The sequence below is a fragment of the Cupriavidus sp. FW305-3-2-15-C-LB2 genome (assembly GCF_058787575.1).
The window spans coordinates 27475-54145 of the sequence record NZ_JBYSZW010000019.1; the positions used below are offsets into that span (position 1 = coordinate 27475).

Annotated in this window: 25 protein-coding genes; 21 read left to right on the top strand and 4 right to left on the bottom strand. The window is 65.6% G+C overall.

All coding sequences use genetic code 11. From position 1 onward, the window contains the following. Positions 1 to 2513, bottom strand: a 2513-nt coding sequence (locus AC3WRR_RS15805; protein WP_492297445.1) for a [protein-PII] uridylyltransferase, incomplete at its 3' end; no start/stop codon positions are given. Between the two features lie 87 nt (positions 2514 to 2600). After that, positions 2601 to 3419: a type I methionyl aminopeptidase gene (map, locus tag AC3WRR_RS15810; RefSeq protein ID WP_010809602.1), complete on the bottom strand. Its 819-nt coding sequence runs from the start codon at positions 3417 to 3419 to the stop codon at positions 2601 to 2603. 336 nt (positions 3420 to 3755) lie between these two features. Between map and rpsB the strand changes: the two genes are divergently transcribed. The 16 genes from rpsB to AC3WRR_RS15890 all read left to right on the top strand — a co-directional run bounded on the left by rpsB (position 3756) and on the right by AC3WRR_RS15890 (position 19980). Next, positions 3756 to 4502, top strand: a complete 747-nt coding sequence (gene rpsB, locus AC3WRR_RS15815; protein ID WP_010809601.1) for a 30S ribosomal protein S2 — start codon at positions 3756 to 3758, stop codon at positions 4500 to 4502. Positions 4503 to 4798: 296 nt separating this feature from the next. Further along, positions 4799 to 5677 (top strand): translation elongation factor Ts, encoded by an 879-nt coding sequence (gene tsf, locus AC3WRR_RS15820; protein ID WP_010809600.1) that lies wholly within the window; start codon positions 4799 to 4801, stop codon positions 5675 to 5677. Positions 5678 to 5948: 271 nt separating this feature from the next. Beyond that, positions 5949 to 6659: a UMP kinase gene (pyrH, locus tag AC3WRR_RS15825; RefSeq protein ID WP_010809599.1), complete on the top strand. Its 711-nt coding sequence runs from the start codon at positions 5949 to 5951 to the stop codon at positions 6657 to 6659. A gap of 110 nt (positions 6660 to 6769) precedes the next feature. Continuing rightward, positions 6770 to 7330, top strand: a complete 561-nt coding sequence (gene frr, locus AC3WRR_RS15830; RefSeq protein ID WP_010809598.1) for a ribosome recycling factor — start codon at positions 6770 to 6772, stop codon at positions 7328 to 7330. 44 nt (positions 7331 to 7374) lie between these two features. After that, on the top strand, positions 7375 to 8145 hold the full coding sequence (gene uppS, locus AC3WRR_RS15835) for a polyprenyl diphosphate synthase (RefSeq protein ID WP_011615471.1): 771 nt from the start codon (positions 7375 to 7377) through the stop codon (positions 8143 to 8145). Positions 8146 to 8181: 36 nt separating this feature from the next. Then, entirely contained in the window at positions 8182 to 9003 is an 822-nt protein-coding gene (locus AC3WRR_RS15840; RefSeq protein WP_010809596.1) for a phosphatidate cytidylyltransferase, read from the top strand. A gap of 11 nt (positions 9004 to 9014) precedes the next feature. Next, positions 9015 to 10196 (top strand): 1-deoxy-D-xylulose-5-phosphate reductoisomerase, encoded by a 1182-nt coding sequence (gene ispC / locus AC3WRR_RS15845; RefSeq protein ID WP_439667965.1) that lies wholly within the window; start codon positions 9015 to 9017, stop codon positions 10194 to 10196. 107 nt (positions 10197 to 10303) lie between these two features. Further along, positions 10304 to 11707: an RIP metalloprotease RseP gene (gene rseP / locus AC3WRR_RS15850; protein WP_492297409.1), complete on the top strand. Its 1404-nt coding sequence runs from the start codon at positions 10304 to 10306 to the stop codon at positions 11705 to 11707. Positions 11708 to 11805: 98 nt separating this feature from the next. Continuing rightward, on the top strand, positions 11806 to 14139 hold the full coding sequence (gene bamA, locus AC3WRR_RS15855) for an outer membrane protein assembly factor BamA (protein ID WP_231881344.1): 2334 nt from the start codon (positions 11806 to 11808) through the stop codon (positions 14137 to 14139). A gap of 23 nt (positions 14140 to 14162) precedes the next feature. Further along, on the top strand, positions 14163 to 14690 hold the full coding sequence (locus AC3WRR_RS15860; protein WP_011615469.1) for an OmpH/Skp family outer membrane protein: 528 nt from the start codon (positions 14163 to 14165) through the stop codon (positions 14688 to 14690). A gap of 53 nt (positions 14691 to 14743) precedes the next feature. Further along, entirely contained in the window at positions 14744 to 15835 is a 1092-nt protein-coding gene (gene lpxD / locus AC3WRR_RS15865) for a UDP-3-O-(3-hydroxymyristoyl)glucosamine N-acyltransferase (protein ID WP_010809591.1), read from the top strand. 12 nt (positions 15836 to 15847) lie between these two features. Next, on the top strand, positions 15848 to 16297 hold the full coding sequence (fabZ, locus tag AC3WRR_RS15870) for a 3-hydroxyacyl-ACP dehydratase FabZ (RefSeq protein WP_010809590.1): 450 nt from the start codon (positions 15848 to 15850) through the stop codon (positions 16295 to 16297). Between the two features lie 134 nt (positions 16298 to 16431). Then, the gene (lpxA, locus tag AC3WRR_RS15875; protein ID WP_010809589.1) at positions 16432 to 17235 is read left to right on the top strand and encodes an acyl-ACP--UDP-N-acetylglucosamine O-acyltransferase; all 804 of its coding nucleotides are present in this window, start codon (positions 16432 to 16434) and stop codon (positions 17233 to 17235) included. A gap of 87 nt (positions 17236 to 17322) precedes the next feature. Then, positions 17323 to 18456 carry a lipid-A-disaccharide synthase gene (gene lpxB, locus AC3WRR_RS15880; protein ID WP_371258342.1) on the top strand — a complete coding sequence of 378 codons (1134 nt, stop codon included), beginning with the start codon at positions 17323 to 17325 and terminating at the stop codon, positions 18454 to 18456. Next, the gene (gene rnhB, locus AC3WRR_RS15885) at positions 18456 to 19172 is read left to right on the top strand and encodes a ribonuclease HII (protein ID WP_492297410.1); all 717 of its coding nucleotides are present in this window, start codon (positions 18456 to 18458) and stop codon (positions 19170 to 19172) included. The genes lpxB and rnhB overlap by 1 nt, the downstream gene beginning before the upstream one ends. A gap of 25 nt (positions 19173 to 19197) precedes the next feature. After that, positions 19198 to 19980: a TrmH family RNA methyltransferase gene (locus AC3WRR_RS15890; protein ID WP_010809586.1), complete on the top strand. Its 783-nt coding sequence runs from the start codon at positions 19198 to 19200 to the stop codon at positions 19978 to 19980. A 51-nt stretch (positions 19981 to 20031) separates the two neighbouring features. Here AC3WRR_RS15890 and ppsR read toward each other — a convergent pair whose 3' ends face one another. Continuing rightward, positions 20032 to 20835 (bottom strand): posphoenolpyruvate synthetase regulatory kinase/phosphorylase PpsR, encoded by an 804-nt coding sequence (gene ppsR, locus AC3WRR_RS15895; protein ID WP_010809585.1) that lies wholly within the window; start codon positions 20833 to 20835, stop codon positions 20032 to 20034. A gap of 397 nt (positions 20836 to 21232) precedes the next feature. Between ppsR and ppsA the strand changes: the two genes are divergently transcribed. The 3 genes from ppsA to AC3WRR_RS15910 all read left to right on the top strand — a co-directional run bounded on the left by ppsA (position 21233) and on the right by AC3WRR_RS15910 (position 25225). After that, positions 21233 to 23617: a phosphoenolpyruvate synthase gene (ppsA, locus tag AC3WRR_RS15900; protein WP_010809584.1), complete on the top strand. Its 2385-nt coding sequence runs from the start codon at positions 21233 to 21235 to the stop codon at positions 23615 to 23617. Positions 23618 to 23769: 152 nt separating this feature from the next. Next, complete coding sequence (locus AC3WRR_RS15905; RefSeq protein ID WP_010809583.1) at positions 23770 to 24192, top strand: NfeD family protein; 423 nt, start codon at positions 23770 to 23772, stop codon at positions 24190 to 24192. A 100-nt stretch (positions 24193 to 24292) separates the two neighbouring features. Further along, complete coding sequence (locus tag AC3WRR_RS15910; protein WP_010809582.1) at positions 24293 to 25225, top strand: SPFH domain-containing protein; 933 nt, start codon at positions 24293 to 24295, stop codon at positions 25223 to 25225. Positions 25226 to 25265: 40 nt separating this feature from the next. On the opposite strand, the gene smpB is transcribed toward AC3WRR_RS15910, so the two are convergent. Beyond that, positions 25266 to 25718, bottom strand: a complete 453-nt coding sequence (smpB, locus tag AC3WRR_RS15915; protein WP_010809581.1) for an SsrA-binding protein SmpB — start codon at positions 25716 to 25718, stop codon at positions 25266 to 25268. A gap of 178 nt (positions 25719 to 25896) precedes the next feature. Between smpB and AC3WRR_RS15920 the strand changes: the two genes are divergently transcribed. Further along, positions 25897 to 26334: a type II toxin-antitoxin system RatA family toxin gene (locus tag AC3WRR_RS15920; RefSeq protein WP_010809580.1), complete on the top strand. Its 438-nt coding sequence runs from the start codon at positions 25897 to 25899 to the stop codon at positions 26332 to 26334. Continuing rightward, positions 26321 to 26668 (top strand): RnfH family protein, encoded by a 348-nt coding sequence (locus AC3WRR_RS15925; RefSeq protein WP_010809579.1) that lies wholly within the window; start codon positions 26321 to 26323, stop codon positions 26666 to 26668. Before AC3WRR_RS15920 ends, AC3WRR_RS15925 begins: the two co-directional genes overlap by 14 nt. Positions 26669 to 26671: the final 3 nt, after the last annotated feature.

The window sequence follows — 26671 nt, forward strand, 5'->3', positions numbered from 1 at the left end:
CCCCCCTCGACCAGGAACACGTCTTCGACGCGTTCGCCCAGGGTGTTGATGCGTGCCGTGTGGACGGATACGCGATGCCGTGCCAGTACGCGGGCGATGGCGTACAGCAGGCCGGTGCGGTCGTTGGCGGACAGCGACAGCAGGTAATACTGGCCGCGCTCGTCGGGGCGCAGGTCCACGCGCGGCTTGATCGGGAAGCTGCGCGACTGGCGCGACAGCCGCCCCTGCGTGGGTTCGGGCAGTGCGCCTTGCAGGCGCAGCCGCTCGCACAGTTCGTGCTCGACCAGCGCGATGATGTCGCGGTAGCTGCCGCCGTCGCCGGCCATGCCGGGGTCGGTGACCTGGAACGTGTCCAGCGCGTAGCCGTGGCGCGTGGTGTGGATCTTGGCGTCCTGGATCGAGAATGCCTTGCGCTCGAAGTAGCCGCAGATGCGCGCGAACAGGTCGGGCTGGTCCTTGACGTAGACCGCCACCTGCAGGCCTTCGCCGGCGGGGGAGACGCGTGCCTTGACCACCGGCGTGGGGCTGTCCACCTTGTTGTACAGGTGGCGCGTGAGCCAGGCGATATCGTGCGAATCGTGGCGCAGGAAGAAAGCCACGTCGAGCTGCGCCCACAGGGACTTGCCCAGCGCCGGGTCGAAGGCCTTCAGGCGCAGCTCGGAGATGGTGTCTTCCTTGCGCTGCGACCACAGCGAATGCGAATCCACGCGCGCGCCGCCGAGCACGCGCAGCGTGATGTGGTACAGGTCTTCCAGCAGCTTGCCCTTCCACGCGTTCCATACCTTGGGACTGGTGCCGCGGATGTCGGCCACGGTCAGCAGGTAGAGCGCGGTCAGGTAGCGTTCGCTGCCGACCACGCGGGCAAAGGCGTGGATCACATCGGGATCGGTCAGGTCCTGCTTCTGCGCCACGTGGCTCATGGTCAGGTGGTGCTCGACCAGCCAGCAGACCAGGTCGGCGTCTTCGCGCGCAATGCCGTGCTGCTTGCAGAAGCGGCGCGCATCCACGGTGCCAAGCTTCGAGTGGTCGCCGCCGCGGCCCTTGGCGATGTCGTGGAACAGCGCTGCCACCCACAGCACCCACGGCTTGTCGAAGCTGGCCATCAGCTGGCTGCAGAACGGGAACTCGTGGGTGTGCTCGACGATGGCGAAGCGGCGCATGTTGCGCACCACCATCAGGATGTGCTGGTCCACGGTGTAGACGTGGAACAGGTCGTGCTGCATCTGGCCGACGATGCGCCGGAAGTTGATCAGGTAGCGGCCCAGCACGCTGGTCTGGTTCATCAGGCGCAGCGCGTGGGTGATGCCCTGCGGCTCCTGCATGATGGCCAGGAACAGGCGGCGGTTTTCCGGATCGTTGCGCCAGCCCGCATTCATCACGGTGCGCGCGTTGTACAGCCCGCGCAGCGTGCGCGGCGACAGGCCTTTCACGCCGGGCGTGCGCTGGTACAGCAGGAAGGTTTCCAGGATCGCGTGCGGGTCGCGTTCATAGATGTCGTCGCTGGTGATTTCCAGCATGCCCTGGCGCTCGACAAAGCGCTCGTTGAGCACGCGCGTCACCTGAGACTCGCTCGGGAACAGCATCGCCTCGATGTTCAGCAGCAGCACGCTGTTGAGCTGCGTGACTGCCTTGGCCGCCCAGTAGTAGCGGCGCATCAGTTGTTCGCTGGCGCGCTTGCTGGTGGTCTGGCGATAGCCGAAGGACTCCGCCAGCGCGGTCTGCAGGTCGAATACCAGCACGTCCTGGCGCCGGCCGGCCACCAGGTGCAGGCGCGCGCGGATGGTCTTGAGCAGGCGCTCGTTGCGCGCGAGCTCCTGCGCTTCGCGCTGCGTCAGCAGGCCGCGCTCGAAAAGTTCTTTCCAGCTGTCGCCCAGGCCCGCCGCCTTGGTCATCCACAGGATCACCTGCAGATCGCGCAGGCCGCCGGGGCTTTCCTTGCAGTTGGGCTCGAGCGAGTAGGGCGTGTCCTGGTACTTGGCGTGGCGCTGGCGCATTTCCAGCAGCTTGGCCTGGAAGAACGCGGCCGGGTCCAGGTCGGCGAGGTAGCGCGTACGCATCGACTCGAACAGCTTGCGGCTGCCGGTCAGCAGCCGCGCTTCCAGCAGCGAGGTCTGGATGGTGACGTCCTGGCGCGACTCGCGGATGCAATCGTCCACGGTGCGCACCGAAGAGCCGATCTCCAGCCCGAGGTCCCAGCACAGGCCGATAAAGCGCTCCAGGCGCCCGGTGGTGTCCTGGTCTGGCTCGGCGGGCAGCAACAGCAGCACGTCGACGTCGGAGTAAGGCAGCAGCTCGCCGCGGCCATAGCCGCCCACCGCCACCAGCGCCGCGCCCGCGGGCATCCCCAGGCCGCGCCAGGCTTCCACCAGCCCGGCGTCGACGGCGCGGCGCAGCCGCGTGATCAGCGTGCCGACATTGGCGCTGATGTTGAAGTCGGCAAACAGTGCCTGCTTGTCGGCTTTGAGCTGGTCGCGCACGCGCGCGGCAAGCAGCAGTTCCGGCGTGGTGTCCATGGTGGTGGCGGGCTCGGCGAGCGGATTGGTGGGCACGGCTGGAAAAAGAAAGGCGCCCGGTCAGGCGCCCCTGGCTTCAGTGCGACCTCAGGCCGCGACGGAATCGGTGATAAAGGCCGGCGGCGCCGGGCTCCCGGCCGATACCGTGAGGACCTCGTAGCCGGTCTCCGTGACCAGCACGGTGTGCTCCCACTGCGCCGACAGGCTGCGGTCGCGGGTCTTGACCGTCCACTGGTCGGGCATGGTGCGGATATCGCGCTTGCCGGCGTTGATCATCGGCTCAATGGTGAAGATCATGCCGGCCTTGATCTCGGCGCCGGTGCCCGGGCGGCCGTAGTGCAGGATCTGCGGGTCTTCGTGGAAGTTCTTGCCGATGCCGTGGCCGCAGTACTCGCGCACCACGCTGTAGCCGGCGGCTTCGGCGTGTATCTGGATGGCGTGGCCGATGTCGCCCAGACGGGCGCCGTGGCGAACCTGCGCGATACCCTTCCACATGCATTCATAGGTCACCTGCGACAGGCGCTTGGCCAGGATCGAGCCCTCGCCGACGATGAACATGCGGCTGTTGTCGCCGTAGTACCCTTCCTTGGTGATGACCGTGATGTCCAGGTTGATCGCGTCACCGTTCTTCAGCACGCGGTCGCCCGGAATGCCATGGCAGATCACGTCGTTGACCGAGGTGCAGATCGCGCCGGGGAAGGGCGGATAGCCGGGGGGGGCATAGTTCAGGCACGCCGACACAGTGCCTTGCACTTCACGCATGTAGGCGTGGCACAGGCGGTCGATCTCGCCGGTGGTGATGCCTGGCTGAACGAAGGGCGTGATGTAGTCGAGGACCTCGGACCCAAGGCGGCAAGCCACGCGCATCTGGGCGATGTCTTCGGCGGTGTTCAGGTGAATGCTCATGCTGCGTCGCCAAAAAAGTGATGGCGAGGCCACTGGCCGCGCCGAAATCGAAAGGTCAATGTAGGATTATCGCACCATCGGGGCCAGATCGCAGCCTGTGCGCGCCGGTGCTGGGCGGAGTCCGCAGGGCGCCAGGAAGCCGGGCGGCTTGAGTGGGCCGCACTTTTGTTGCTACAATAGCGGGCTGACTTGGTTGCGGCGCAGCATTGCGTGTGCCAGGCCGGTATTTTGCAGGATTGTTCCTGCTGTCGTTTGAAATCGCTGGCCCGCCTATCCGGGGTGTTCCTTTTCAGGAATGTCGGGGCGGGCTTCAGACCTAACCCTCTGGAGTTTTACATGTCCGTTACCATGCGCGAAATGCTGGAAGCCGGTTGCCACTTCGGCCACCAGACCCGCTTCTGGAACCCGAAGATGGCCCCCTTCATCTTCGGTCATCGCAACAAGATCCACATCATCAACCTCGAAAAGACGTTGCCGATGTTCCAGGACGCAATGAAGTACGTGCGTCAGCTGGCAGCCAATCGCGGCACCATCCTTTTCGTGGGCACCAAGCGCCAGTCGCGCGAAATCCTGGCTGAAGAAGCTGGCCGTGCCGGCATGCCCTACGTCGACGCCCGCTGGCTCGGCGGCATGCTGACCAACTTCAAGACGGTCAAGACCTCGATCAAGCGCCTGAAGGACATGGAAGCCGCCAAGGAAGCCGGCGCGCTGGAAACCATGAGCAAGAAGGAAGCGCTGATGTTCGAGCGCGAGATGCTCAAGCTGGAAAAGTCGATCGGCGGCATCAAGGACATGGGCGGCGTTCCGGACGCGATCTTCGTGGTCGACGTCGGCTACCACAAGATTGCCGTGACCGAAGCCAACAAGCTGGGCGTGCCGGTGATCGGCGTGGTTGATACCAACCACTCGCCGGAAGGCATCGACTACGTGATCCCGGGCAACGACGACTCGAGCAAGGCCGTGGCCCTGTACGTGCGCGGCGTGGCCGACGCGATCCTGGAAGGCCGTGCCAACGCGGTGCAGGAAGTGGTTGAAGCCGCTCGCGGCGGCGACGACGAATTCGTCGAAGTGCAGGAAGGCTGATTGCCCGCCGCCTGATTGCCGGAAAGGAACCCGCTAGCGCGCATCGTCACCGCACGACAGACAAGCAACGCTTGCCGCCAGTCATCACGGGCTGCGCGCAAGGCGAAAGCCGGGGTACGCCGGCAGCCGGGCAAGAAGGGCAATTAAAAGGGGGCACATCTGGCGCCCCCTTTTTTTGAATTTGAATTGTTGTCATCCGCCGCAGGCAGTATCTGCCGCGGGTGTGCTGTAGACCCACCGACCGGGTGCCGCAGGCGACTGCCGGCAGCCGGCGTGAACCATTCAAGGAGTGACAAATGGCGGCAATTACCGCAAGCATGGTTGCAGAACTGCGCGCGAAGACCGACGCGCCGATGATGGAGTGCAAGAAGGCCCTGACCGAGGCCGACGGCGACCTGGACAAGGCCGAAGAGCTGCTGCGCGTCAAGCTGGGCAACAAGGCCAGCAAGGCCGCCTCGCGCGTGACTGCCGAAGGCGTGGTCGCATCGTTCATCGACGGCACCACCGGCGTGCTGGTCGAACTGAACTGCGAGACCGATTTCGTCTCCAAGAATGACGACTTCCTCGCGTTCTCGGCCAAGGTCGCCGAACTGATCGCCAAGCAGAACCCGGCCGACGTGGCCGCCCTGTCGGCGCTGGAAATCGACGGCGTGAGCGTTGAAGCCACCCGCACGGCCCTGATCGGCAAGATCGGCGAGAACCTGACGATCCGCCGCTTTGCCCGCTACGCCAACGGCGGCAAGCTGGTTTCGTACCTGCACGGCACCCGCATCGGCGTGATGGTCGAGTTCGATGGCGACGAAGCCGCCGCCAAGGACGTGGCCATGCACGTGGCCGCCATGAAGCCGGTGTCGCTGTCGGCCGAGCAGGTCCCCGCCGACCTGATCGCCAAGGAGCGCAGCATTGCCGAGCAGAAGGCTGCCGAGTCGGGCAAGCCGGCCGAGATCGTCGCCAAGATGGTCGAGGGTTCGGTGCAGAAGTACCTGAAGGAAGTCTCGCTGTTCAACCAGCCGTTCGTGAAGAACGACAAGCAGACGGTTGAGCAGATGCTGAAGGCCGCCAACACGACCGTGAAGGGCTTCACCCTGTTCGTGGTGGGCGAAGGCATCGAGAAGAAGCAGGACGACTTTGCCGCTGAAGTGGCCGCCCAGGTGGCCGCTGCCCAGAAGGGCTGATGTCCGGGGCGCCGCGGACTGCCCGTTCGGGCTGGTCCGGGCGCCTATAATGCCGCAGGGGCGCCGTAAGGTGCCCCTCTGCATAAGTAGTGCGGCGCGGCGCAGGCCGCGTTGCACCGCAGCAGCCAGTTTCCGTGGTGGTCCGGCAGTCCGGGGCACCCCGAAAACCGGCTTTCTTCCGCCGGCGCCACGAGGATCCGTGCCGCCTGTGCCAAAACATACGTCTCAAGATCGTCTCAACCGAGCGATTTGCTCCTGTCCGAGGGTGAACATGCCAGCCTACAAGCGCGTCCTTCTGAAACTGTCCGGTGAAGCCCTGATGGGCGACGATGCCTTCGGCATCAACCGCTCCACCATCGAGGCGATGGTGAACGACATTGCCGAGATCGTGAAGCTCGGTGTGCAGGTCGCGGTGGTCATCGGCGGCGGCAACATCTTCCGCGGCGTCGCGGGCGGCGCCGCCGGCATGGACCGCGCCACCGCGGACTACATGGGCATGCTGGCCACCATGATGAACGCACTGGCGCTGCAGGACGCGATGCGCCACGCCAATATCGAGGGCCGCGTGCAGTCCGCGCTGCGCATGGACCAGGTGGTCGAGCCCTATATCCGCCCGCGCGCGATCCGCCAGCTGGAAGAGGGCAAGGTGGTGATCTTCGCCGCCGGCACCGGCAACCCGTTCTTCACCACCGACACCGCCGCCGCGCTGCGCGGCTCGGAAATCGGTGCCGAGGTCGTGCTCAAGGCGACCAAGGTGGACGGCGTGTACACCGCCGATCCCAAGAAGGACCCGAGCGCGACGCGCTACACCACCATCAGCTTCGACGAGGCCATCTCGCGCAATCTGCAAGTGATGGACGCCACCGCCTTCGCCCTGTGCCGCGACCAGAAGCTGCCGATCAGGGTGTTCTCGATCGTCAAGCCGGGCGCGCTCAAGCGCATCATCCTGGGCGAGGACGAAGGTACGCTGGTGCACGTCTGAGGCAGGGCGCCAGACGCCGGGCTGCTGGCATCCGGCCGGGCAAAGGGTAGAATGATTCATTTTCGATCCCCGCCAGGGGGATCATGGTTGGCTGATTTCCGGAGGTAAAAATGAGCGTCGCCGACACAAAGAAGAGCGTCGAGCAGAAAATGCAGAAGTCGATCGAAGCCTTCAAGGCCGATCTGGCGAAGATCCGCACTGGCCGTGCCCACACCGGCCTGCTTGACCACGTTCAGGTGGACTACTACGGCTCGATGGTTCCCATCAGCCAGGTCGCGGCAGTCGGCCTGGCCGATGCGCGTACCATCACGGTGCAGCCCTGGGAAAAGAAGATGGTGGGCGCGGTCGAGAAGGCCATCCGCGACTGCGACCTGGGCCTGAACCCGGCCACCATGGGTGAAGTGATCCGCGTGCCGATGCCCGCACTGACCGAAGAGCGCCGCAAGGAGCTGACCAAGGTCGTCAAGGGCGAGGCCGAGGGCGCCAAGGTTGCCGTGCGCAACCTGCGCCGCGATGCCAACGAGCAGTTCAAGAAGCTGGTCAAGGACAAGACCATCTCCGAGGACGACGAGCGCCGCGGCCAGGACGAAGTGCAGAAGCTGACCGACAAGTACGTGGCCGAGATCGACAAGATGGTCGCCGAGAAAGAGAAGGAGATCATGACGGTCTGACCCCGTCCCGGCATGGCCGGGGCAGTCAACGACCGTCTGCCATCATGCAGCACATCAGTTCAACGCTCGACGTACCCGATACCTCCTACGTCCCCCGTCACGTTGCCATCATCATGGACGGCAACGGCCGCTGGGCGACCCAGCGGCACCTGCCGCGCGTTGCCGGGCACACCCGGGGGCTGGACGCGGTGCGCGCGGTGGTGGAAGCCAGCGCCGCCCGCGGCGTGCAGTTCCTGACGCTGTTCGCCTTCAGTTCCGAGAACTGGCGGCGCCCGGCGGACGAGGTCTCGTTCCTGATGCGGCTGTTCATGATGGCCCTGCGGCGCGAAGTGGTGAAGATGCACGCCAACAACATCCGGCTGCGGGTGGTGGGCGACCTGGCCCGCTTCAGCCCCCGCATCCAGCAGCTGATCCGCGATGCCGAGGCGCGCACGGCCGGCAACACCGGCCTGACCGTGACCATCGCCGCCAACTACGGCGGCCGCTGGGACCTGCTGCAGGCCATGCGCAAGATGCTGGCGCGCTCGCCCATGCTCGACCCGGCCTCGATCGACGAATCGGTGCTGGCGCCGCACCTGGCGATGGCCTATGCGCCGGAGCCGGATCTGTTCATCCGCACCGGCGGCGAACAGCGCATCAGCAACTTCCTGCTGTGGCAGCTGGCGTATTCCGAGTTGTATTTCACGGACGTTTTCTGGCCGGATTTCGACGCAGCGGAACTGGACAAGGCCTTCGCCTCGTACCGCCAGCGCGAACGCCGTTTCGGCCGCACCAGCGCACAGCTGGTTGCCCCGGGACTATCGGGTACGGCCTGAGCCTGGCTACTCCAACCTCTCACGGGACTGCAGCGCATGCTCCTCACCCGCGTCATCACCGCCCTGTGCCTGTTGCTGCTGATCCTGCCAATCCTGTTCCTGGCACCGCCCGCGGCTCTGGCCGGGCTGGTGGCCGTGATCGTGCTGCTGGCCGGCTGGGAATTCGGCCGCCTGATCGGGCTGCGCGGGCCGTGGCCCTATGTCTATGCGCTGGCATGCCTGATCGCGGCCATTGCCTGGCATGACCTGCCGCTGCGCCACGCCACCACCTGGCTGCTCGAAGCCGCGGTAGTGTGCTGGGGCATCGCAGTGGTGCTGCTGGCGCGCGGCGTGCGGTCCGCGACGCCGTCGTTCACCGCCCTGGGCGCGGTGCTGGGGCTGGTGATGCTGCCCGCCTTCGCCCATGCCACCATGATCCTGCGCGGCGCCGGCATCGGCGTGCTGCTGACCGCGGCCGTGCTGGTGTGGGCGGCCGATATCGGCGCGTATTTCACCGGCAAGGCCATCGGCCGGCGCAAGCTTGCGCCTGGCATCAGCCCGGGCAAGTCCTGGGAAGGCGCCATCGGCGGCTGGCTGCTGGCGCTGGTGATCGGCCTGGCGCTCGCCGCCAGCCATGCCTTTGCACCGACCTGGTTCTCCGCGATGGGCGACCGCGGCGGGCTGGCCTACGTGGCGGTGCTGACCACGCTGCTGGTCGCCGCGAGCGTGGTCGGCGACCTGTTCGAATCGCTGCTCAAGCGCCAGGTCGGCAAGAAGGACAGCAGCCGGCTGCTGCCCGGCCATGGCGGCGTGCTGGACCGCATCGACGCCTTGCTGCCAGTGTTCCCGCTGGCGGCCCTGATGCTGATTTTTCTCTGAAGCCGTCTGCTATGCATCGCATTACCATCCTGGGCGCCACCGGCTCCATTGGCGAAAGCACGCTCGACGTCGTCAGGCGCCATGCCGACCGCTATGTGGTGCATGCGCTGACCGCCCACCGGCAGGTGCGCAAGCTGGCTGACCAGTGCGTTGAATTCCGCCCGGCCCGCGCCGTGGTGGGGACCGCCGAGGCAGCGCTCGAACTGGAAACCCTGCTGCGCGATGCCGGCGTGAAGACCGAGGTCAGCCACGGCGAAGCCGCGCTGGAATCCGTGGCCGCCGATGCGCAGACCGATTCGGTGATGGCCGCCATCGTCGGCGCCGCCGGCCTGCGCCCGACGCTGGCGGCAGCACGTGCCGGCAAGCGCGTGCTGCTGGCCAACAAGGAAGCGCTGGTGATGTCCGGGCGCATCTTCATGGATGCGGTGCGCGAGCACGGCGCCACCTTGCTGCCGATCGACAGCGAGCACAACGCCATCTTCCAGTGCCTGCCGGCCGACGATCCGCGCTACGGCCGGGGCGTTGCCAGGGTGCTGCTGACCGCGTCGGGCGGGCCGTTCCGCACGCGCGACCCGGCCACGCTGCACGATATCTCCCCCGACCAGGCCTGCGCCCATCCCAACTGGGTCATGGGCCGCAAGATCTCGGTCGATTCCGCCACCATGATGAACAAGGGCCTCGAAGTCATCGAGGCGCACTGGCTGTTCGGTGCCCCCGCCGAGCGCATCGAGGTACTGATCCATCCGCAGAGCATCGTGCATTCGATGGTGGCCTACACCGACGGCTCGGTGCTGGCGCAACTGGGCAACCCGGACATGCGCACGCCGATCGCCTATGGCCTGGCGTATCCGGAGCGGATCGATGCGGGGGTCACGCCGCTGGACCTGACCGTGGCTGGGGGCTTGCATTTCGAGAAGCCGGACCTGGTGCGCTTCCCGTGCCTGGGCCTGGCCTTCGATGCACTGCGCGCCGGCGGTGTGGCGCCGGCGGCCCTCAATGCAGCCAACGAGGTGGCGGTCGAGGCATTCCTGGGCGGTAAAGTGCGCTTCACGGACATTGCCGGTATCGTCCGGCAGGTGCTTGAGGCGACACCCCAGGGGCCTGCCGATACGCTCGAAGCGGTGCTGTCAGCCGACGCGCTGGCGCGCGAGGCGGCACGCGAGGGCGTGGCCGCCCTGGCTGCAAAGCGCTGATCCGGCGGGGCGGCTTGCCGCATCTGCGACAATAGCGGCTGCGGCGGCCCCGGATCCCCCGGGGCCCGGCGCGCCAGTCCTGCCATCGTTACCGACGTCCCGACTCCATGCAAACCGTACTCGCTTTCATCGTTGCCCTGTGCGTGCTGATCTATGTGCACGAAATGGGGCACTACCTCGCCGCGCGCGCCTGCGGCGTGAAGGTGCTGCGTTTCTCGATCGGCTTCGGGCGGCCCTTGCTGCGCTGGATCTCGAAAAGCCGCGACCAGACCGAATGGACGGTGGCGGCGATCCCGCTGGGCGGTTATGTCAAGATGCTGGACGAGCGCGAGGTCGACCCCGAGCGCGACACGCCGATCGACCCGGCCGACCTGCCGCGGGCTTTCAACCGCCAGCCGGTCGGCAAGCGCTTCGTGATCGTGGCGGCCGGCCCGCTGGCCAATTTTGCACTGGCAATCGTGCTGTATTTCGCGCTCTTTGCCGGCGGCATGCGCGAGCCCGTGCCGGTGGTGGCGGCGCCCGCGGCCGGCACCATGGCGGCGCAGGCCGGCGTGCGCGAAGGCGACCGGGTGCTGTCGCTGACCGCCAATGACCATACCGAAGTAGTGCGATCCTGGAATGACCTGCGCATGGCCGTATTCGCCGAGGGCTTTGGCGATGCGCGCGCCGTGCTGCGCGTGCGCGGCGCCGACGGGGCCGAGCGCGACGTAACGCTGCCGCGCCTGCCCAATACCGGCGGCAATCCCGAGCAGGATCCGCTGGCCACGCTGGGCCTGAACCTGAAGGGCGGGCCGGTGACGATTACCGAGGTGCTGCCGGACTCGGCCGCCGAGCGCGCCGGACTGAAAAAGGACGACCGCATCGTTGCCTGGCAGGGCAGCCCGCTCACGCAGGCCAGCGCGCTGATCAAGGCGGTGCGCAGCCAGCCCGGCCAGACCGTGACACTGGGCATCGAGCGCGACGGCAAGCGCCTGGACGTGCCGGTGACGCTAGACACCGCCGTGGCGCGCGATGGCGCCAAGGACGCGAGTGGCGCCACTGCGGCGCCGGCGGGCAAGCTCGGCGCGGCGCTCAGCCAGGCGGTGCAGATGGAAACCGTGCGCTACCGGCCGGACCAGGCGCTGGCGCGCGCGGCCGGCCAGGTCTGGGACACCAGCGCGCTCTCGCTCAAGCTGCTGGGCAAGATGCTGGTGGGGCAGGCTTCGCTGCAGAACCTGAGCGGTCCGCTGACCGTGGCGGACTACGCGGGGCGTGCCGCAAACCTTGGCCTGCAGGCCTTTGTCAGCTTCCTGGCACTGGTCAGCGTAAGCCTTGGCGTACTCAATTTGTTACCCATTCCGGTTCTGGATGGGGGGCATTTGCTGTATTATTGCGTGGAATTTTTGACTGGCCGGCCCGTCCCAGACCACTGGCAGGCAATGCTGCAGAAGGTTGGCATCGCCTGCATCTTGCTCCTGACTTCGCTCGCTTTGTTCAATGACGTCAGCCGAATGTTTCTGGCGAACGGCTAGAAACGTGTGTCGGCAAGGGGGCGGTGGTGTCGTCGGGCACCGTCGCCAGGGACGCCATTTGCCAGGCGCAGTCCGAAGGCATCGGAGCGCAATCCTGGATGGAATCAAAGAGGGGATCAACATTGATCAGACATAAGCGCATTTCGCTGGGCTTGCTGGCGAGTGCCGTTATTGCAGCCTGGAGCCCGGCGGGCTGGGCTGCCGATCCGTTCGTCGTCAGGGACATCCGCGTTGAGGGCCTGCAACGCGTCGAGCCGGGTACCGTGTTTGGCTACCTGCCAGTGCGCGTCGGTGAGACCTTCACCGATGACAAGGGCGCCGACGCCATCCGTGCCCTCTACAATACCGGCTTCTTCAAGGACGTGCAGATCCGCGCCGAGGAAGGCGTGCTGGTGGTCCAGGTCGAAGAGCGGCCGGCGATCTCGCAGCTCGAATTCGTCGGCATCAAGGAATTCGACAAGGACACGCTGCGCCGTTCGCTGCGTGCCGTTGGCGTGGCCGAAGCCCGTTACTACGACAAGGCACTGATCGACAAGGCCGAGCAGGAGCTCAAGCGCCAGTACGTCGCGCGCGGCTACTATGCCGCCGACGTGCAGACCACGATCACGCCGGTGGACCGCAACCGCGTCTCGGTCGTGTTCAACGTGGATGAAGGCCCGGTCGCCAAGATCCGCCAGATCAATATCGTCGGCAACAAGGCTTTCAAGGAAGGCACGCTGCGCGACGAGATGCAGCTGTCCACGCCGAACTGGCTGTCCTGGTACACCAAGAACGACCTGTATTCCAAGCAGAAGCTGACCGCCGACCTGGAAGCGCTGCGCTCGTTCTACCTGAACCGCGGCTACCTGGAGTTCGCGATCGAGTCGACCCAGGTGTCGATCACGCCGGACAAGAAGGACATCTTCCTGACGCTGAACATCAAGGAAGGCGACCAGTACAAGGTGTCCGACGTGCGCCTGGCGGGCGAGCTGCTCGGCAAGCAGGAGGAAATGGAAAAACTGCTGCAGCTGAAGAAGGGCGATATTTTCTCGTCCGAGAAGCTGACGCAGAGCACCAAGGCCATCACCGACCTGCTGGGCACCTACGGCTACGCGTTCACCACCATCAACCCGCAGCCGCAGATCGACAAGGAAAAGCGTGAAGTCGCGCTGACCCTGATGGTCGACCCGGGCCGCCGCGTCTACGTGCGCCGCGTCAACGTGGTGGGCAACAGCAAGACCCGCGACGAAGTGGTGCGCCGCGAGATGCGCCAGATGGAAAGCTCGTGGTTCGACAGCGAGAAGCTCACGCAGTCGCAAGCCCGTATCAACCGTACCGGCTACTTCACCGACACCAACATCACCACCGAGGACGTGCCGGGCGCGCCCGACCAGGTCGATGTGAACGTCAACGTGACTGAAAAGCCGACCGGCCAGATCAGCCTGGGCGTGGGCTTCTCGTCCACCGACAAGCTGGTGCTGCAGGCCGGCCTGCGCCAGGACAACGTGTTTGGCTCCGGCACCAGCCTGGGCCTGGACGTGAATACGGCCAAGTCGTTCCGTACCATCGCGCTGACGCAGTACGACCCGTATTTCACGGTGGACGGCATCAGCCGCTCGACCGACATTTACTACCGTACTTCGCGCCCGCTGTACTACACCGGCGACCAGGACTACAAGATCGTGTCCGCCGGTGGTGGCTTCAAGTTCGGCGTGCCGTTCTCGGAAGTCGATACGGTGTTCTTCGGCATCGGCTATGAACGGACCCAGGTGTATACCTCGGTCAACACGCCGAGCCAGTACACCGACTGGCTGAACAAGATCGGCAAGAGTTCCGGCGACGGCATCAACAACTTCCCGTTCACCATCGGCTGGGCACGTGACCGCCGCGACAGCGCGCTGGTGCCGACCAAGGGCCCGTACACCCAGGCCAACCTGGAAGTCGGGCTGCCGGGCGGCGATACGCAGTACTACCGCGCCAGCGTGCAGCAGCAGTACTTCTATCCGATCTCGAAGTCCTTCACGCTGGCACTGAACGGCGAAGTCGCGTACGGCCACGGCTATGGCAACACGCCGTTCCCGGTGTTCAAGTACTTCTACGCCGGTGGTATCGGCTCGGTGCGTGGCTACCAGACCAGCACGCTGGGCCCGAAGGACCAGAATGGCAACCCGGTGGGCGGTGCCTCGAAGATGATCGGCAACGTCGAGTTCATCTTCCCGCTGCCGGGCTCGGGCGTGGACCGCACGCTGCGCCTGTTCACGTTCTTTGACTTCGGTAATGTCTACCAGGAAGGTCAGCCGCTGAGCTTCAGCGAGCTGAAGTACTCGACTGGCTTTGGCATGTCGTGGTTGTCGCCGATTGGCCCGCTGAAGATCAGCATGGGCTTCCCGCTCAATCGCGACACCAATGACAAGGTCCAGCGCTTCCAGTTCCAGATCGGCACGGCATTCTGATTCTGATAAAGGATCTGTTTCAAATGATTACAACATCCAAACTGGTCAAATCCCTGGGCGCCGCCGCGCTCGCCACCGCTGCCATCTGCGCCGCGGTGCCGGCCACGGCCCAGGAGGCGCGCATTGCCGCCGTGAACTCCGAACGCATCCTGCGCGACTCGCAGCCGGCCAAGGCTGCCCAGGTCAAGCTGGAGCAGGAGTTCTCCAAGCGCGACCGCGAGCTGCAGGACATGGCCCAGAAGATCAAGGGCATGGCCGACAAGCTCGACAAGGACACGGCCGTGCTGGCCGACTCCGACCGCCAGCGCCGCCAGCGCGAAGTGGCCGACCTTGACCGCGAGTTCCAGCGCAAGCAGCGCGAGTTCCGCGAGGACCTGAACCAGCGCCGCAATGAAGAACTGGCACAGGTGCTGGAGCGCGCCAACCGCGTGATCCGCCAGCTGGCCGAGCAGCGCAAGTACGACCTGATCGTGCAGGAAGCGGTATACGTGAACCCGCGCATCGACATCACCGACGACGTGATGAAGGCGCTGAACGCCGGCGCCCGCTAAGCCGCACCGGTCCTCACGTTCCTTCGTCTTTCGTTTTTTTAGGAAGTACCGCCATGCAGACACCCACACTGGGTCAGCTCGCCACCGAGAACGGCGCGCAGGTTGTGGGTGACCCCGACCTGGCGATCGTCGGCCTGGCTCCCCTGGACCAGGCCGGACCGGGCGAGCTCTCGTTCCTGTCCAATCCGCTCTACCTGCAGCAGGCGCTGGATTCGCAGGCCGGCGCCGTGATTGTCTCGGCAGCCGACCTCGAGCGCGTTCGCGCCGAGGGCAGGGCCGACGGCCGCAACTGGCTGGTGGCGCGCAATCCCTACGTATGCTTTGCGCGCGTGGCGCAGCGTTTTGACCGCGCCGCCAACACCGATACCCGCACCGGCATCGATCCGCGCGCGACCGTGGCGCCTGACGCGGTGGTGCCGGCTTCGTGCTACATCGGCCCCAACGTGGTCATCGAGCGCGGTGCGCGCCTGGGCGAGCGGGTGCGCATCCTGGCCAACGGCTATGTCGGCGCGCAGGCAGAGATCGGCGACGATTCGCTGCTCTATGCCAACGTTTCGGTCTACCACGATTGCGTGGTCGGCGCCCGCGCCATCCTGCACAGCGGCGTGGTGATCGGCGCGGACGGCTTTGGCTTTGCGCCGGACATCGGCGCAACCGGCGTGGAATACGTAAAGATCCCGCAAACGGGACGCGCGGTGCTGGGCAATGACGTGGAGGTCGGCGCCAATACGGCAATCGACCGCGGCGCCATGGCCGACACCGTGATCGAGGACGGCTGCAAGATCGACAACCAGGTCCAGATCGCGCATAACGTGCGTGTCGGCGCCCATACGGTGATCGCAGGCTGCGCCGCGGTATCAGGCAGCACGCGCATCGGGCGCTTCTGCGTGATCGGCGGAGCGGCCAATTTTTCCGGCCACCTGAATATTGCCGACCGCACCACGGTGTCGGGCGGCACCTCAATTACCAAATCCATTACCAAGCCCGGGGGGCATTTCACCAGCGTCTTCCCGTTCCTGCCGCACGGCGAGTGGGAGCGCAATGCAGCCATCGTGCGCGGCCTGACCAGGCTGCGCGAACGGGTGGTGGCGCTGGAACGCCGCCTGCGCGGCCAGGCCGCCGGGTCCCAACCCTCACAAGACTAAAGAGAAATCATCATGAGCGCGGCCGAAATCGATATCCGCAAGATCCTCAAACTGCTGCCGCACCGGTACCCGTTCCTGCTGGTGGACCGTGTGCTGGAGTTCGAGGCGCAGAAGCGGATCAAGACGCTGAAGAATGTCACCATCAACGAACCGTACTTCCAGGGCCATTTCCCGGAACAGCCGGTGATGCCGGGCGTGATGATCCTGGAAGCGCTGGCGCAGTCGGCCGGCCTGCTGACCTTCGGCGCCGACATGGAGCGCAAGGAAGGCGCGCTGTACTACTTTGTCGGCATCGACGGGGCCCGCTTCAAGCAGGTGGTGTACCCGGGCGACCAGCTGCACATGAACGTGACAGTCGAACGCTATATCCGCGGCATCTGGAAGTTCAAGGCGTTCGCCACGGTGGACGACAAGGTGGCCTGCGAGGCGGAGCTGATGTGCACCGTGAAGCAGGCCGAGTGAGGCCGCGCGCGGCCGGCGGCAGCGCCGCCGGCTGACTGCCGTGCCCCCGTGCAGCGGGGGCAAGCGGCCCGGACGGGAACCTTTGCCGCGCGCATTGGCCCATCCTTCACCAGACACACCACAGGACAGGACGTATGACGCAAATCCACCCCACCGCGCTGGTCGACCCGAAAGCAGAGCTGGCATCCGACGTGACCGTCGGCCCGTTCTCCATCGTCGGCCCCAACGTGCGGATCGGTAGCGGCACCCGGGTCGGCTCGCATACGACGGTCGAGGGTTACACCACGATCGGCGAGGGCAACACGATCGGTCCTTATGCATCGGTCGGCGGCGTGCCGCAGGACATGAAGTACCGCAACGAGCCGACCCGGCTCGAGATCGGCGACCGCAACACCATCCGCGAATTCACCACGATCCACACCGGCACGGTGCAGGACCGCGGCCTGACCAGCCTCGGCAACGACAACTGGATCATGGCCTACGTGCATATCGCGCATGACTGCACGGTCGGCAACCACACCGTGTTTTCCAGCAATGCGCAGATCGCCGGCCACGTTGAAGTGGGCGACTGGGCGATCCTGGGCGGCATGAGCGGCGTGCACCAGTTCGTGCGCATCGGCGCCCATGCGATGCTGGGCGGCGCCTCGGCGCTGGTGCAGGACGTGCCGCCGTTCGTGATCGCCGCGAGCGACAAGAGCGGCAACAAGGCTACGCCGCACGGCGTCAACGTCGAGGGGCTGCGCCGCCGCGGCTTCGACGCGGGCCAGATCGCCGCGCTGCGCCAGGCCTACAAGCTGCTTTACAAGTCCGACCTCAGCTTCGATGAGGCGCGCAATGAGATCACCGCCTTGCTGGGCCAATCCGATGCCGGCACTGCGGCGCCGCTGCGCGCGTTCGTCGACTTCCTTGCCGCCACCCAGCGCGGCATCGTACGCTGAGACCGGACCGCAATGGTCGACGCCGCAATTCGGGGTGGCTTGTCCACAGGCAACGGTAGCGCCGCGGGCAAGCGCGGCACCATCGCCATGGTGGCCGGCGAGGCCTCGGGCGACCTGCTGGCATCGTTGATGATGGGCGGGCTGCAGTCCCGCCTGGGCGATACGGTCGAGTACGCCGGCATCGGCGGCAAGCGCATGATGGCGCAGGGCTTCACCTCGCGCTGGCCGATGGAAACACTGTCGGTCAACGGCTATGTCGAGGTCCTGGGCTCGCTGCGCGAGATCCTGGCCACGCGGCGCGCGGTGCGCGACTGGCTGCTGGCCAATCCGCCGCAATGCTTTATCGGGGTTGACGCCCCGGACTTCAATTTCGGCCTGGAAGTGCCGCTGCGCCGTGCCGGCATCCCGGTGGTGCATTTTGTCAGCCCGTCGATCTGGGCCTGGCGCGGCGGGCGCATCCGCACCATCGCGCGCGCGGTGGACCACATCCTGTGCCTGTTCCCGTTCGAGCCGGAGATCTACGCCAAGGCCGGAATCCCGGCCACCTACGTGGGCCATCCGCTGGCTGACGTGATCCCGATGGTGCCCGACGTCGCCGGCGCGCGCGCCGAACTCGGCCTGCCGGCCGGGCACCGCATCGTCGCCGTGCTGCCGGGCAGCCGCCAGTCCGAAGTGCGCAACCTCGGCGCCACCTTCTTTGCCGCCATGGCTCGCATGCAGCGCATGGACCCGAACCTGGCGTTCGTGCTGCCGGTGGCGAGCGCGCAGCTGCGCGGCATCGTCGAGGAACTGCACGCGCAGTATCCAGAACTGCGCCTGACCATCGTCGACGGCAAGTCGCACCAGGCGATGGAGGCGGCCGACGTGGTGCTGCTGGCCAGCGGCACCGCCACGCTGGAAGCGGCGCTGTACAAGAAGCCCATGGTGATCTCGTACAAGGTGCCCTGGCTGACCGCGCAGATCATGAAGCGGCAGGGTTACCTCCCGTACGTGGGATTGCCTAATATCCTTTCAGGGCGCTTCGTCGTGCCGGAACTGCTGCAGGACGATGCCACGCCCGAGGCGCTGGCCCGCGAAACGCTGCTGCAGCTCAACGACGAGGGCAACACCGCCTTCCTCTACGAGCATTTCACCCGCATGCACGAGACGCTGAAGTGCAATACCGCGCAACTGGCCGCCGATGTAGTGGTGGATCTGATGCACAGCCGGGGGACCGTCTGATGGCGCGCCGCAATGCCGCTTCTCCCCAGATGGGCCTCGATCTCGCCCCGGCCGCTGCCGCCGTGCAGCGCCTGTGCGGCGTTGACGAAGCGGGCCGCGGCCCGCTGGCCGGGCCGGTCTATGCCGCCGCGGTGATACTGGACCCGAAGCGTCCGATTCGCGGGTTGGCCGACTCCAAGATCCTGACTGCCGCCAAGCGCGAGCAGCTCTACGAAAAGATCTGCGAACGCGCGCTGGGCTGGCATATCGCCTTTGCCACGGTCGAGGAGATCGATACGCTCAACATCCTGCACGCGAGCATGCTGGCAATGCAGCGTGCCGTGCAGGGGCTGGCCGCCAGCGGCATCGTGCCGGATCTGGTGCAGGTCGATGGCAATCGTTGCCCGCAGGTGCCGTTCCCGGTGGAAGCCATTGTCCAGGGCGATGCGCTGGTCAAGGCGATCTCGGCCGCGTCGATCCTGGCCAAGGTGGCGCGCGACCGCGAGCTGAGAGTGCTGCATGAGCGCTATCCGCAGTACGGCTTCGATTCGCACGTCGGCTATGGCACGCCGCAGCATCTGGCTGCGCTGGCTGAGTTCGGCGCCACGCCGCACCACCGCCGTTCGTTTGCGCCGGTGCGCGAGGCGCTGGCCCGGCTGCCCATGTCCACCGCCATGCCCGCCACCGCGGAAGTCATCGAGCCTGTCGCGACGGTATCCGTCACGGCCGCGCAGTGAAGGGCACCCAGACCATCTCCGCATCGTGAAGCACGTCACCTCGCGCGACAACGCGCTGTTCAAGCATCTGAAGGCCCTGGCCACTTCCACGCACCAGCGCCGCAAGGCAGGGCAGTCGCTGCTCGACGGCGTCCACCTGGCGCAGGCCTATGTGGCCGCGCGCGGCCAGCCCGTCACCTGCGTGGTGTCGGAACGGCACTACGACCATGCCGAGGTGGCGCCGGTGCTGGCGCTGATCGAGGCCGAGCGCGTGGTGGTGCTGGCCGATGCACTGTTCACGCAGATCAGTGGCGTGGTCAATGGCATCGACCTGATGCTGGTGATCGAGACGCCGGTCGGCCACCTGCCGGCGCGAATCGAACAAGACTGCATCATCCTGGACGGGGTGCAGGATGCCGGCAATGTTGGCTCAATCCTGCGCAGCGCCGCCGCCGCCGGCATCCAGCATGCCTTCCTTGCCACCGGCTGTGCCTTTGCCTGGTCGGTCAAGACGCTGCGTGCCGGCATGGGTGCCAACTTTCACCTGAATATCGTCGAGCACTGCACGCTTGAGTCGCTGGCGCCGCGCCTCGCGGTGCCGCTGCTGGCGACTTCGTCGCACGCCGATGCCGCGGTATTCGATACCGATCTGCGCGGGCCGGTGGCCTGGGTGGTTGGCAACGAGGGGGCAGGGGTCAGCGACGGCTGGATGGCGCATGTCACGCGCAAGGTGGGCATCCCGCAACCGGGCGGGCTGGAATCACTGAATGTCGCGGCGGCGACCGCCATCTGCCTGTTCGAGGCAGTGCGCCAGCGGCGCGCCGCCTGAGGCTGCGCCGGCAGCGCAAGAAAAAAAGCGGCCTGAACGGCCGCTTTTTTCTTAGTAGTTGTCGCGATCGACCTTGATCTCCTGCAGGATCGTGGTCGCGATCTCTTCAATCGATTTGTGCGTGGAAGAGAGCCATTTGATCCCTTCGCGCCGCATCATCGCCTCGGCCTCGTTGACCTCGTAGCGGCAGTTTTCCAGCGCCGCATACTTGCTGCCGGGGCGGCGCTCGTTGCGGATCTCGGTCAGGCGCTGCGGATCGATCGACAGGCCGAAGATCTTCGGCTTGAACGCATACAACGCCGACGGCAGCCGGCCGCGCTCGAAATCGTCGGGGATCAGCGGGTAATTGGCCGCCTTCAGCCCGTATTGCATGGCCAGGTAGAGGCTGGTCGGGGTCTTGCCGCTGCGCGATACGCCCACCAGGATCACATCGGCTTCTTCCAGGTTCTTGTGTGACTGGCCGTCATCATGCGCCAGCGAGAAGTTGATCGCCTCGATCCGGTTTTTGTAAGCCTCTGTGTCAGCGTTCTGGTGGAAGCGGCCGATGGCGTGAGTCGACTTCAGCCCCAGTTCTTTCTCAAGCGGCTCGATGAAGGTCTGGAACATGTCCAGGATCATCGCCTTGGCGCGGCGCAGTGCCTTGTTCGCTTCCTGGTTGACCAGGGTGGTGAAGACGATGGGCGGCACGCCTTCGTTGTGGAATGCCTCATTGATCTTGCCGACGGCGATATGTGCCTTTTCCGGGGTATCGACGAAGGGCATGCGCACCTTGCGGAAGCGCATCTCGAACTGGGCCAGGATGGAGTGGCTGAACGTCTCCGCCGTGATGCCGGTGCCATCCGAGACGATGAACACGGTGCGGACCGCAGGGCGCTCGCTGGCCTGGGGCGCGGGAGCGGAGGGGGATTCAGGCTGCGTTCCAGGCTGGGACCCGGGCGTCGCCGTTCCGGGCGCTTCTGGCAGGGACATGGGGATGGCGCAATAAATAAATAGATTCAATCTTCCGCAGAAAAGTGCGGCGCAGCACGGTAGAATAGCGGCGATCTTTTCGCTAAGCAATTCCGCAGGGTGCCTGTCCATGGAACAATCCGGGCCCGGAATTGTCGACAATCTGCGCTACGCGATGAGAGCCGTAGCGCCAGGTCCGCAGCGCCAGTTCGGGGTTGCTTAGCCAAGCGATCAGTCCGGGAACAGAACTCCAAGAACATACCGGACATGCGCGACAAGTTTTCTACTTTGTTTTGAGGCTCTCATGACTAACCAGGCAGATAACGGCGCCTACGTGTTGCCGTTCGAGCAGTTGCGCATGGCTGACGTGGAAATCGTCGGCGGTAAGAATTCGTCGCTGGGCGAGATGATCTCCCAGCTGGCGGAGGCCGGCGTCCGGGTTCCCGGCGGCTTTGCCACCACCGCGCTCGCCTTCCGCGACTTCCTTGCCCACAACAACCTGACCGAGCGCATTTCCCAGCGCCTGAAGACCCTGAACGTCGACGACGTCAAGGCGCTGGCCGAGGCCGGTGCCGAGATCCGCGAGTGGGTCGCCTCCGCGCCGTTCCAGCCGCGCCTGGAACAGGAAATCCGTGAATCCTACGCCCGCGTGGCCGAGCGCGAAGGCGCCGAGGCCTCGTTCGCCGTGCGTTCGTCGGCCACCGCCGAAGACCTGCCCGACGCCTCGTTCGCCGGCCAGCAGGAGTCCTACCTGAACGTCAGCGGCATCGACGACGTGCTCGACAAGATCAAGCACGTGTTTGCGTCGCTGTACAACGACCGCGCCATTTCCTACCGCGTGCACAAGGGCTTTGCCCATGACGTGGTGGCACTGTCCGCCGGTATCCAGCGCATGGTCCGTTCGGACCTGGCCGCTTCGGGCGTGATGTTCACCATCGACACCGAATCCGGCTTCCCCGACGTGGTCTTCATCACCTCCAGCTACGGCCTGGGCGAAACGGTGGTGCAGGGCGCGGTCAACCCGGACGAGTTCTACGTCTTCAAGCCGACGCTGCAGGCCGGCAAGTACCCGATCATCCGCCGCTCGATCGGCTCCAAGCTGATCAAGATGGAATTCACCAAGCCGGGCGAAGCCGGCCGCGTGAAGACCGTCGACGTGCCGGGCGAACTGCGCAACCGCTACTCGATCAGCGACGAGGACGTGACCGAGCTGTCCCGCTACGCGATGATCATCGAGAAGCACTATGGCCGCCCGATGGACATCGAGTGGGGCAAGGACGGCAAGGATGGCAAGATCTACATCCTGCAGGCCCGCCCGGAAACGGTGAAGAGCCAGTCCGCCGGCAAGGCCGAGCTGCGCTTCAAGCTCAAGGGCACCGCTCCCGTGCTGACCAGCGGCCGCGCCATCGGCCAGAAGATCGGCACCGGCCCGGTGCGCGTGATCAACGACCCGTCCGAGATGGAACGCGTGCAGCCCGGCGACGTGCTGGTGGCTGACATGACCGACCCGAACTGGGAGCCGGTGATGAAGCGCGCCTCGGCCATCGTCACCAACCGTGGCGGCCGTACCTGCCACGCGGCCATCATCGCGCGTGAACTGGGCGTGCCGGCCGTGGTCGGCTGCGGCGATGCCACCGACATCCTCAAGGACGGCACGCTGGTGACGGTATCGTGCGCCGAAGGCGACGAAGGCCGCATCTACGACGGCCTGCTGGAAACCGAAGTGACCGAAGTCCAGCGTGGCGACATGCCGGAAATCGATGTCAAGCTGATGATGAACGTGGGCAACCCGCAGCTGGCATTCGACTTCGCGCAGATCCCGAACTGCGGCGTCGGCCTGGCCCGCCTGGAATTCATCATCAACAACAACATCGGCGTCCACCCGAAGGCCATCCTCGACTACCCGCAAGTCGATGCCGACCTGAAGAAGGCCGTGGAAAGCGTGGCCCGCGGCCATGCCAGCCCGCGCGCGTTCTACGTCGACAAGCTGGCCGAGGGCATCGCCACCATCGGCGCGGCCTTCTACCCGAAGCCCGTGATCGTGCGCCTGTCGGACTTCAAGTCCAACGAGTACAAGAAGCTGATCGGCGGTTCGCGCTACGAGCCGGACGAGGAAAACCCGATGCTGGGCTTCCGCGGCGCCTCGCGCTACATCGCCGACGACTTTGCCGAAGCGTTCGAGATGGAATGCAAGGCCATGAAGCGCGTGCGCGACGAAATGGGCCTGACCAACGTCGAGATCATGGTGCCGTTCGTGCGTACGCTGGGCCAGGCCGAGAAGGTCATCGAGCTGCTGGCCAAGCACGGCCTGAAGCGGGGTGAGAACGGCCTGCGCGTCATCATGATGTGCGAAGTGCCGTCGAATGCGATCCTGGCCGAAGAGTTCCTGCAGTACTTCGACGGCTTCTCGATCGGCTCGAACGACCTGACCCAGCTCACGCTGGGCCTGGACCGCGACTCCGGCATGGAGCTGCTGGCCAAGGACTTCGACGAACGCGATCCGGCAGTGCGGTTCATGCTGTCGCGCGCCATCGAGGCCTGCCTCCGCCTGGACAAGTACGTCGGCATCTGCGGCCAGGGCCCTTCGGACCATCCGGACTTTGCCGAATGGCTGGCCAAGGAAGGCATCAAGTCGATCTCGCTGAACCCGGACTCGGTGGTCGAGACCTGGCAAAAGCTGGCTTCCTGAAGCATTTGACGTCACAATAACGACATTGCCGGCGCCTTCTGGCAGCCGGCAGGCACCGGCCCTGCGTCAGGTGTTGCTACTGCCCCGCAGACGCTGAAAGGCGCTGCGGGGTTTTTACTTTTCGGGATGTATCTGGACGAACGGGAGCTTGGATGGCGTACTACATCTGGTTCGTGGCAGCGGTCGCGCTGGTGATCATCGAGATGAACACCGGCACCTTCTACCTGCTGATGGTGGCGGTGGGGCTGGCCGCCGGCGGCGTGGGGGCCTTGCTGGGATTGTCGCCGGCCGCGCAGACGCTGGTGGCGGCGCTGGTCGCTGCGGTGCTGATCGCCGGCCTGCGCCGCACCCGCTTTGGCAAGCTGCGGCGCGGCAACGCCGCCGCCGATCCCAACGTCAATATCGATATTGGCCAGGAGCTGGACGTGCCCGGCTGGGACGCCAACGGGCGCGCCCGCGTGCCGTACCGCGGCGCCGACTGGACCGTGGAGCTGGCGCCCAACTGTGCCGCCGCACCAGGACGCCACCGCATCGTCGCGGTGCGCGGCAGCACCCTGGTCGTGTCTCCCCGCTGAAACCCTGTCTTATTGCGCAGCGCGGCAATTGTCGCGCTGCGATCCGTCTGCCGCCGCCTGGCGGCTCCGTACTGCTGTCTTCTGTCTGGAGGGTCGTTACATGCTCGCATTTCAGCTTGGTTTGTTGCCGCTGATCATCCTCATTGCCGTTATCGTGCTGATTGCCAAGGGCATCAAGATCGTGCCGCAGCAGCATGCCTGGGTGCTCGAGCGCCTGGGCCGCTATCACGCGACGCTGACGCCGGGGCTGTCGATCGTGGTGCCGTTCGTCGACCGCGTCGCCTACAAGCACGTGCTCAAGGAAATCCCGCTGGACGTGCCCAGCCAGGTCTGCATCACCAAGGACAACACCCAGCTGCAGGTCGATGGCGTGCTGTACTTCCAGGTCACGGACCCGATGAAGGCATCGTATGGATCGAGCAACTTCGTGGTGGCGATCACGCAGCTGTCGCAGACCACGCTGCGCTCGGTGATCGGCAAGCTGGAGCTCGACAAGACCTTCGAGGAGCGCGAGTTCATCAACCACAGCGTGGTCAACGCGCTGGACGAGGCCGCATCCAACTGGGGCGTCAAGGTGCTGCGCTACGAGATCAAGGACCTGACCCCGCCCAAGGAGATCCTGCACGCGATGCAGGCGCAGATTACCGCCGAACGTGAAAAGCGCGCGCTGATCGCGGCGTCGGAGGGCAAGCGCCAGGAGCAGATCAACCTGGCCACGGGCGCGCGCGAGGCGGCGATCCAGAAGTCAGAGGGCGAGCGGCAGGCCGCCATCAACACGGCCCAGGGCGAGGCGAGCGCGATCCTGGCGGTGGCCGAGGCCAACGCGCAGGCGATCCAGAAGATCGGCAATGCGATCCGCACCGAAGGTGGCATGGATGCGGTCAACCTGAAGGTGGCCGAGGAATACGTGGCCGCGTTCGGCAACCTGGCCAAGCAGGGCAATACGCTGATCGTGCCGGGCAATATGGGCGACATGAGCAGCATGATCGCGGCCGCCCTGCAGATCGTGAAGGGGCAGCAGAAGGCTGCCTGAAGGGGCTGACGGACACGCCGCGGCAGCGCGGCGCCGGGGCTCAGTCCTTGGCGTCGCCCTTCATGATGCGGGCCTTCTCGCGCTGCCAGTCGCGCTGTTTCTCGGTCTCGCGCTTGTCGAACTGCTTCTTGCCCTTGGCCAGGCCGATCTCGCATTTGACGCGGCCGCGCGTGTAGTGCAGGTTCAGCGGGACCAGCGTGTAGCCGCGCTGCTCGACCTTGCCGATCAGCTTCTTGATCTCGTCGGCCTTGAGCAGCAGCTTGCGGGTGCGCACCGGGTCGGGATTGACGTGGGTGGAGGCGCTTTGCAGCGGACTGATATGGGCGCCGATCAGGAACATCTCGGCATCGCGCACCACCACGTAGCCCTCCTTGATCTGCACCCGCCCGGCGCGGATTGCCTTGACCTCCCAGCCTTCCAGCACGATCCCGGCCTCATAGCGCTCCTCGATGAAGTAATCGAAGAAGGCCTTTTTGTTATCTGCAATGGTCATGCGTGCGGGTGGGGTGCGGTAGGGTGGAATTCAGCCGTTTCGCTGCGGCGCCACATGGCAGGATGCCGCGGGGCGCGCGTGTCGGCTAAAATCCGAATTCTAGCAAACCAGCCCCGGCACAGGCGCATGCCTGCCGCGCACAGCGTGCGGCATGGCCGCAAGCCAGATTTTCCCATACATGGCAGACGTCCATAAATCCGTACTGCTCGGCTACTCGGCCGCGCAGATGTACGACCTGGTCACGCGCGTGGAGGACTATCCCAAGTTCCTTCCATGGTGCGGTGGCGTGGAGGTGTTCGAGCAGACCGATACCATGCTCGACGCCAAGATCCATATCCACTTCAAGGGGATCCAGCAGTTCTTCCACACCCGCAATACGCAGGAACGCCCCACCCGTATCGACATGACCTTTGCCGACGGGCCGTTCAAGACCTTCAACGGCGCATGGCGCTTTACGCCCCTGCGCGAAGACGCCTGCAAGATCGAATTCCACCTGCACTATGAGTTTTCCAGCCTGCTGCTGGAAAAAATCATCGGCCCGGTCTTCAGCATGATTGCCAATACCTTTGTCGACGCCTTCGTCAAGCGGGCCGAGGTGGTCTATGTCGCCAACTGACGCCGGCGCGGGGACGGTGCATATCGCGGTCTGCTATGCGCGGCCCGATAGCGTCTTCCTGAAGGAGATCGACGTGCCAGCCGGCACCACGATTGCCGCGGCCATAGTCGGCTCCGGGCTGCAGCAGGCCTGTCCGGAGGTGGACCCGTCGACCATGCGGGTGGGCATCTTCGGCAAGCTCAAGACGCCGGAGACGGTGGTGCGCGAAGGCGACCGCGTGGAGGTTTACCGGCCCTTGACCGCCGATCCCAAGCAGGCGCGCCGCAAGCGGGTGCAGAAGCAGCGCGCGGGCGGCACGCGCGAAGGCCAGAAGTGGTTGCGCGGCAGCGGCTGAGCC